The sequence below is a fragment of the Caulobacter sp. GW821-FHT09A05 genome, assembly GCF_059418465.1.
The window spans coordinates 1-7,500 of the sequence record NZ_JBWKPX010000040.1 but is presented as its reverse complement, the minus strand read 5'-3'; the positions used below and the strand labels follow the sequence as shown (position 1 = coordinate 7,500).

Sequence of the window (7,500 nt, the reverse complement as noted above, 5' to 3'; positions counted from 1 at the left end):
CCTTTCCCTCACGGTACTTGTTCGCTATCGGTCATTGAGGAGTACTTAGGCTTGGAGGGTGGTCCCCCCATGTTCAGACAGGATTTCACGTGTCCCGCCCTACTCGAGTCTGTCGCTATTTGACGCTTACGGGGCTATCACCCACTATGGCCGACCTTTCCAAGTCGTTCAGCTTTATGTCACGACAGCACTGGCCTGGTCCCGGTTCGCTCGCCACTACTACGGGAGTCTCGGTTGATGTCCTTTCCTCCGGGTACTGAGATGTTTCAGTTCCCCGGGTTTGCTTAATGGAGCCTATGTATTCAGCCCATTATACCTGTCACAACCACACCACCATGCCGCCGGCCGAAGCCGAAGGTAAGTGGAATGGTCATTAAGGTGGGTTTCCCCATTCGGAGATAGCCGGATCAAAGGGTGCTCGCGCCTCCCCGGCTCTTATCGCAGCGTGCCACGTCCTTCATCGCCTCTCAATGCCAAGGCATCCGTCAGAAGCCCTTATGCGCTTGATCGTTCTCAGCAAAACCCATGCATGCGGCTCTAGGGAGCCGCATCATGCGCTTTACAGTCAGACATTTGATGTCTTCTTCAAAGTCCGCCCTTAAACCTCGATCATCCCAAGGGTGAGATGATTTCGGCGGGTGAACCCTACCTTCACGATGTCATTTCGCCGGCCTCGGCAGAGCCGAGCGGCAAACTTGATCATTCCTCGATCGCGTTACCGCCCCTTCCAGATGAAGAGGTGGTGGAGCCAGACGGATTCGAACCGACGACATCCTGCTTGCAAAGCAGGCGCTCTACCAACTGAGCTATGGCCCCTCGCCGCCTTGCGGTGAGTTGCTTAAAGCCCAGGGGAGCTGGGTCGGTTGCGTCCGTTATGCTGGAAGGTTGGTAGGCCCGATAAGACTTGAACTTATGACCTCACGCTTATCAAGCGTGCGCTCTAACCAACTGAGCTACGGGCCCATAGGCCGCATAGACCAGATCCTCGACCCAAAGGCCAAGACCCGTTCCTGGGCTCGCGATCGCCTCCTCGACCTGGTCGGCCGATGAGGAGTGGAAAGAGAAACGAAGACGGCGGCGATCCGCTCACTGTATATAATCGGTGTTCCAATAGATCCGAAGATCTGGAGGAACATCCTTAGAAAGGAGGTGATCCAGCCGCAGGTTCCCCTACGGCTACCTTGTTACGACTTCACCCCAGTCGCTGACCCTACCGTGGTCGCCTGCCTCCTTGCGGTTAGCGCAGCGCCTTCGGGTAAAGCCAACTCCCATGGTGTGACGGGCGGTGTGTACAAGGCCCGGGAACGTATTCACCGCGGCATGCTGATCCGCGATTACTAGCGATTCCAACTTCATGCACTCGAGTTGCAGAGTGCAATCCGAACTGAGACGACTTTTAGGGATTGGCTCCCCCTCGCGGGATTGCAGCCCTCTGTAGTCGCCATTGTAGCACGTGTGTAGCCCACCTTGTAAGGGCCATGAGGACTTGACGTCATCCCCACCTTCCTCCGGCTTACCACCGGCGGTCCTATTAGAGTGCCCAGCCAAACCTGATGGCAACTAATAGCGAGGGTTGCGCTCGTTGCGGGACTTAACCCAACATCTCACGACACGAGCTGACGACAGCCATGCAGCACCTGTGTCCCAGTCCCCGAAGGGAAAGCCGCATCTCTGCGGCGGTCCGGGCATGTCAAAAGGTGGTAAGGTTCTGCGCGTTGCTTCGAATTAAACCACATGCTCCACCGCTTGTGCGGGCCCCCGTCAATTCCTTTGAGTTTTAATCTTGCGACCGTACTCCCCAGGCGGAGTGCTTAATGCGTTAGCTGCGTCACCGACAGGCATGCCTGCCGACAACTAGCACTCATCGTTTACAGCGTGGACTACCAGGGTATCTAATCCTGTTTGCTCCCCACGCTTTCGAGCCTCAGCGTCAGTAACGGACCAGTATGTCGCCTTCGCCACTGGTGTTCTTCCGAATATCTACGAATTTCACCTCTACACTCGGAGTTCCACATACCTCTTCCGTACTCAAGATAGCCAGTATCAAAGGCAATTCCAAGGTTGAGCCCTGGGCTTTCACCTCTGACTAAACTATCCGCCTACGCTCCCTTTACGCCCAGTAATTCCGAGCAACGCTAGCCCCCTTCGTATTACCGCGGCTGCTGGCACGAAGTTAGCCGGGGCTTCTTCTCCGGGTACCGTCATTATCGTCCCCGGTGAAAGAATTTTACAATCCTAAGACCTTCATCATTCACGCGGCATGGCTGCGTCAGGCTTTCGCCCATTGCGCAAGATTCCCCACTGCTGCCTCCCGTAGGAGTTTGGGCCGTGTCTCAGTCCCAATGTGGCTGATCATCCTCTCAGACCAGCTAAGGATCGTAGCCTTGGTGGGCCTTTACCCCACCAACTAGCTAATCCTACGCGGGCCGCTCCAATGGCGATAAATCTTTCCCCCGAAGGGCACATCCGGTATTAGCTCAAGTTTCCCTGAGTTGTTCCGAACCAAAGGGCACGTTCCCACGTGTTACTCACCCGTCCGCCACTAATCCCGAAGGATCCGTTCGACTTGCATGTCTTAGGCCTGCCGCCAGCGTTCGCTCAGAGCCAGGATCAAACTCTCAGGTTGAGTTGACATTGACCCAGACTGCAGGACCGAGGGGAAAACCCCGATCCGCGTTCTGGTTTGCATAGTTTCTTGACGAGTTCCCATTCACATCGATGGGCCAGAGCCGAAGCCCTGATCCATGATATTCATGGTGTCTTCAAGAGACCGCAGTTGTCAGCGTCGAGATGACCCGTGAGGTCATCGCCAGAGCGCCGCCGCCTGCGTTTCTCTTTCCAAATCAACAATGTCAAAGACCCGAACCCCTCTCCCGAGGAGCCCATCGTTTAGCGCCCGATGTCGGCGGAGGCGGCTATCTATCCAACCTCGAATTCCGTGTCAAACCGTTTTTTTCAAAACCGTCCGAACCAATCCACCAGAAACAACCAAAGCCATTCCCAGTAAACCGAAGCAGCCTTCTAGTGAAAGCCGCCAATCAAGTCAAGCAAAGATTTCAAAGAAACCCAGGAAGACTTGAGGAAGTAACTTCCGAAATTCTTTCGAATTTCCTTCCGTTACTTCCGGGAACGCGGCTTCTAAGGAAACCAACATCCCCTGTCAATCGACTTTTTCACTTTCGTCGATGAGCTGGCCGAAGCCGCTTCGAAGGACAAAAGCATGGCGACGAAGCCCTTGAAGACAGGGTCTTCGCAAATTCGTCACCGAGTCGATTGAGGCTGCGGAACCTAGCGATCCGCCTTTCCAAATGCAAGGCCCGAAGGCCTCGAATTCGTCCGGCGGGCGTCAGCCCCGAAGCGAGGGCGGTGTTTAGCCACCGCCCCGGGGAGTCGCAACCGCAAAAGCGACGCGATCAACCGCACGCACCGCTTTCCCTGTGCGCGGATCTGTGAATGGTTTGAAGCCGCGCCGACCGCGCGCCCCTACCCGTCCCTGGCGACGGCGCTTGCGCCATCCCCTCCCCTGCCTCCATAGACCTCTGCAAGAGGAGGCCCCGCGTCCATGTTGTCCCAGAAAGCGCGCTACGCCCTGCGCGCCATGATCGAGCTGGCCCGAGAGAACGGGCAGGTGACCGCCGGCGAACTGGCGGTTCGCGCCGACGCGCCGCGCAAGTTCCTGGAAGCCATACTTCTTACACTGTCGCGCCAGGGCCTGGTCACCAGCCGGCGGGGCAAGTTCGGCGGCTATCTGCTGGGGCGCGAGCCCGGGGCGATCAGCTTCGCCGAGATCATCCGCCTGGTCGACGGCCCGCTGGCCCTGACCCCCTGCGTCAGCCGCACGGCCTTCCGACGCTGCGAGGATTGCCGCGACCTGGCGACCTGCGCCCTGCGCGAGGCCCTGCTGCGGGCCCGCGACGCCACCGCGGCGGTTCTGGAGGGCTACAGCCTGGCCGACGCGGTGTCCGGCTCGGGCGCGGAACTGCTGGGCGAACCAGCGCGCTGATCCACACTCTTATATAGTGGCTTTGTAGGGCCCCTATATAGAGTCGGCGGGCGGGGCGCCTCCGATCGCCCGAAGGCCCGCCAGCGGACGTACCCGCCGGTCTCTCAGCCGGCGGCGATATAGGCCTTCAGCCCGTCGGCCTCGGCCTGGGCCTCGCTGATCTTGTACTTCACCAGGTCGCCGATCGAGATGATGCCGGCCAGGCGCTTGCCCTTGCAGACCGGCAGGTGGCGGATCCGGCGGTCGGTCATCCGCGCGAGCAGGGCGTCGACCGTCTCTTCCGGCTGGGCGAAGACCACGTCGCGGGTCATGCAGGTGGAGATCGGCCTGGACAGGGCGGCCGCGCCGCCTTCGGCGATCACCCGCACGATGTCGCGTTCGGACAGGATGCCGGCGATCGTCTCGTCCTCCTCGAGCACCACCATGGCGCCGACGCGCCGGGTGTGCAGCAGGGCGGCGGCCGCGCCCACCGTCTCGTTGGGCGAGGCGGTGAAGACCAGGTCGCCCTTGTCCTTCAGGATCTGAGAAACCAGCAAAGCTTAATCCTCCCTGATACTTTCTTTCCAGCAGGGTCTCGCAAAGCGGCTCCCTTATCAATGGCCTGGATCGCCCAGGGCGGGCGGAGGCGCATTATTCTCGCGCTCGCCAAAGTCGCTTGCGCGCCGACGAACTTAACCAAATCGCGAGACCTTTGGGGTTAAACCTGACGCTGTCCGACATTGGCACGGGGGTTGCTAGCCGTCGGACAGGTCGGAGTTCACGAGGTTTCTGATGGCTGCGAACGAGAAGAATCTGCCGGGCGCCGGGCGTCCGCTGGCGATCAGCGCGGCTGTTCTGGCCGCGGCCGCCGCCGTGACCGGCCTGGCGCTGTCCAGCCCGGCCCGGGCCCAGACCCTGGACACCAACTCCGCCGCGTTCAACGCCGGCTACGGTCGCGTGGCCGGCTCGGAGAACCACGTGGTCCAATATTCGACCCGCGACGCCAACGGCAACCGGGTCATCGTCGACGGGGTCATGCTGACCGGCGCCGACCAGAGCGTCTATTCGTCCAGCCGGTCGTCCGGATCGCTGGACAGCTACTCGGGCGTCGGCGCCCTGGGGGGCTGGGGGAGCTCCACGGCGATCGGCAACAACCTGACGGTCGTCACCCAGGGCAACAACAACACGGTGATCGTCAACTCCACCCAGATCAACAACGGCAACATCAGCGCCGGAACGAACGTCGGGAAATCGGGAAATGGCCAGTAAGCGCCTCAACCTTCTGCTGGCCGGCGCCTGCGCCGTGCTCAGCGCGTGCGGCGGCGTCCCCAAGCCGATGATGGATGGCAACTACGCCACGCCGATCGGCGGGGCGCCGGTGACCGCCAACCCCACGCCCTACACGGCCGGCCTGGTCTGCCTTGCGCAGTACGCCCGCGCCAACCACGTGGTCGCGCCGCGGGTCGCCATCGGCCGCATCGCCGACTACACCGGCAAGGAGGAGTCCGACGGGTCGGGCCGCAAGGTCACCCAGGGCGCCTCGTTGCTGGCCATGACCGCCTTCGCCAAGGCCGGCATGCCGATGGTCGAGCGCTTCGACACCTCGGTGTCGGAGTACGAGCTGAAATACGCCAACAACAAGCTGATCTCCGACAACCCCAAGCCGGGCGCGGACGTGCCGGCCGAGTACCGCCGGATCCTGGCGGGCCAGGTGCCGGGCTCGGACTTCTACGTGGCCGGCGGCATCACCGAGCTGAACTACAACATCCGCTCGGCGGGCGTGGACGCCTATGTCGGCGACAAGGACACCGACGGGCTGAAGGGCAATTTCCGCCGCCGGGTGTTCGTGATGAACATCGCCCTGGACCTGCGCCTGATCAACACCCGCACGCTGGAGGTGGTCGACGTGATCTCCTACCAGAAGCAGGTGGTCGGCCGCGAGATCAGCGCCGGCGTCTTCGACTTCCTCAACGGCAACATCTTCGACATCTCGGCGGGCCGCGGCGCGCTGGAGCCGATGCAGCTGGCCGTGCGTTCGCTGATCGAGCGGGCCACCATCGAGATGAGCGCCAACCTCTACGGCATGCCCGGCCCGCAAAGCTGCATGCAGTACGACCCCTACGCCGCCAACACGGTCGGCGCGACCGGGGCCTTCGTGCCCGCGTACAACAATCTGGGAACCAACAATGCGCAGACCCGCGAAGACCCGTCTCGCTGGAACGATCGCAGCGATCCCGATGTGGGCGATGCTGGCCGTCGGGGTCGCTACTAGCCAGACCGTCCCGGTCCAGGGTTCGAACGACCAGCTGAACCTCGGCAATCTGTTCGCCGACCAGACGCTGGACGTCGTCACCGTCGACGAGGGCGTCACCGCCACCACCACGGCCGGGGCCAACACCTTCGGCATGACCGTGGTCGGCGCCGACGCGGGCCTGACCTCCAACCAGGTCAACCAGGGCGTGGTCTCGGCCCACGGGGTCGTCAACGCCTCCGGTTCCATGGGCGACTCGAGCAACATCACCACCACGGCGGTCGGCAACAGCGGCACGGCCACGGCGGCCTATGGCACGCTGAGCGGCTTCATGGTCCAGACCAATACCGGCGCGGTCACCGCCCGCAGCCAGATCGAGGGCGAGACCGCCCAGGCCGGCGACGTCATCGAGACCAGCCAGGCGGCCGGCAACAGCCAGGGCCTGCTGCTGGTCAACGGATCGATGGGCGCGCGGGTCAGCCAGAACAACCAGGCCGACGTCGCCGCCGACGGCGGGGCGATCCTGCACTACGTGGCCGGAACCGCGGTCGTGGCCGGCACGGCGGCGGGCAACAATATCGACCTGACCGGCGCCAACCAGTCGGCCGCCCGGGTCATCACCGACCAGAACAACGGCGCGGCCAATGTCACGGCCACCAAGTTCACGGCCTATGGCAACAGCTACCTGACCACGACGGCGGCGACAGCCTCGGGCAACAACCTGAACGCCGCCAACGAGGGCACGCTGCTGGACGTGGCCAGCCACCAGTACAACACCGCCTATGTGCGGGCCCAGGCCGAGGGGACCTCCTACGAGTTCGGCGGCGCCCAGGCCACGGCCTACGGCGTCGGCAACTCGGCCATGGCCAGCAACGCCAACGGCCCGGGCCTGGTGCTCGACAACGTCCAGGTCAATGACGGCGGCGGAGTCGAGGTGATCGCCAGCTTCGAGGGCAACACCGGCTACGACGCCGGAGCCAGCGCCACGGCGGTCGGCAACGCGGTCAGCGGCTACGCCTGCAACCTGTGCAGCGGCACGATGAGCGCCACCAACAGCCAGTCCAACAACGTCGACATCAGCGCCCGCTCGACCGTGACGGTCCGCAATTCGGGCCGCGCCGTCGTGGGGGTCTCGACCGCCACCGGCAACAACGCGACCTTCTCGGTGACCAACTAGCGGCCGGCGCCGCGAGCCCCCTCCGGCCCTTCGGGCCACCTCCCCCAGAGGGCAGGGGTATCGCATATGGAAAAACGGCCATCTCGGTGC

5 protein-coding genes, 2 tRNA genes and 2 rRNA genes (1 of these 9 only partly in view) are annotated in these 7,500 nt (G+C 62.6%); 4 read left to right on the top strand and 5 right to left on the bottom strand.

The window, feature by feature from the left end:
• The 4 genes from AC07NX_RS24005 to AC07NX_RS23990 all read right to left on the bottom strand — a co-directional run.
• A 23S ribosomal RNA gene (locus tag AC07NX_RS24005) occupies positions 1 to 509 on the bottom strand; it reaches 2,280 nt to the left of the window's first position.
• A gap of 231 nt (positions 510 to 740) precedes the next feature.
• Positions 741 to 816: transfer RNA gene (locus AC07NX_RS24000), tRNA-Ala, on the bottom strand.
• Between the two features lie 70 nt (positions 817 to 886).
• Positions 887 to 963, bottom strand: a tRNA-Ile gene (locus tag AC07NX_RS23995).
• A 179-nt stretch (positions 964 to 1,142) separates the two neighbouring features.
• Positions 1,143 to 2,626 (bottom strand): 16S ribosomal RNA (locus tag AC07NX_RS23990).
• The 16S and 23S rRNA genes sit together here with 2 tRNA genes alongside, the layout of an rRNA operon.
• 936 nt (positions 2,627 to 3,562) lie before the next feature.
• Between AC07NX_RS23990 and AC07NX_RS23985 the strand changes: the two genes are divergently transcribed.
• Positions 3,563 to 4,003, top strand: a complete 441-nt coding sequence (locus AC07NX_RS23985) for an RrF2 family transcriptional regulator (RefSeq protein WP_494645360.1) — start codon at positions 3,563 to 3,565, stop codon at positions 4,001 to 4,003.
• Positions 4,004 to 4,107: 104 nt separating this feature from the next.
• On the opposite strand, the gene AC07NX_RS23980 is transcribed toward AC07NX_RS23985, so the two are convergent.
• The gene (locus tag AC07NX_RS23980; protein WP_494645359.1) at positions 4,108 to 4,539 is read right to left on the bottom strand and encodes a CBS domain-containing protein; all 432 of its coding nucleotides are present in this window, start codon (positions 4,537 to 4,539) and stop codon (positions 4,108 to 4,110) included.
• Between the two features lie 235 nt (positions 4,540 to 4,774).
• Here AC07NX_RS23980 and hfaA point away from each other — a divergent pair, with 235 nt between their 5' ends.
• The 3 genes from hfaA to hfaD are packed head-to-tail and all read left to right on the top strand — an operon-like array spanning position 4,775 to position 7,410.
• Complete coding sequence (hfaA, locus tag AC07NX_RS23975; RefSeq protein WP_494645358.1) at positions 4,775 to 5,251, top strand: holdfast anchoring protein HfaA; 477 nt, start codon at positions 4,775 to 4,777, stop codon at positions 5,249 to 5,251.
• Complete coding sequence (hfaB, locus tag AC07NX_RS23970) at positions 5,241 to 6,254, top strand: holdfast anchoring protein HfaB (RefSeq protein WP_494645357.1); 1,014 nt, start codon at positions 5,241 to 5,243, stop codon at positions 6,252 to 6,254. The genes hfaA and hfaB overlap by 11 nt, the downstream gene beginning before the upstream one ends.
• A complete protein-coding gene (gene hfaD / locus AC07NX_RS23965) occupies positions 6,220 to 7,410 on the top strand; it encodes a holdfast anchor protein HfaD (protein ID WP_494645390.1) in 1,191 nt (396 codons plus the stop codon). Before hfaB ends, hfaD begins: the two co-directional genes overlap by 35 nt.
• Positions 7,411 to 7,500: the final 90 nt, after the last annotated feature.

Coding starts and splice junctions, on each gene's coding strand:
- hfaB (WP_494645357.1), top strand. CDS start 5,241: ATGGCCAGTAAGCGCCTCAACCTTCTGCTGGCCGGCGCCTGCGCCGTG.
- hfaA (WP_494645358.1), top strand. CDS start 4,775: ATGGCTGCGAACGAGAAGAATCTGCCGGGCGCCGGGCGTCCGCTGGCG.
- hfaD (WP_494645390.1), top strand. CDS start 6,220: ATGTGGGCGATGCTGGCCGTCGGGGTCGCTACTAGCCAGACCGTCCCG.
- AC07NX_RS23985 (WP_494645360.1), top strand. CDS start 3,563: ATGTTGTCCCAGAAAGCGCGCTACGCCCTGCGCGCCATGATCGAGCTG.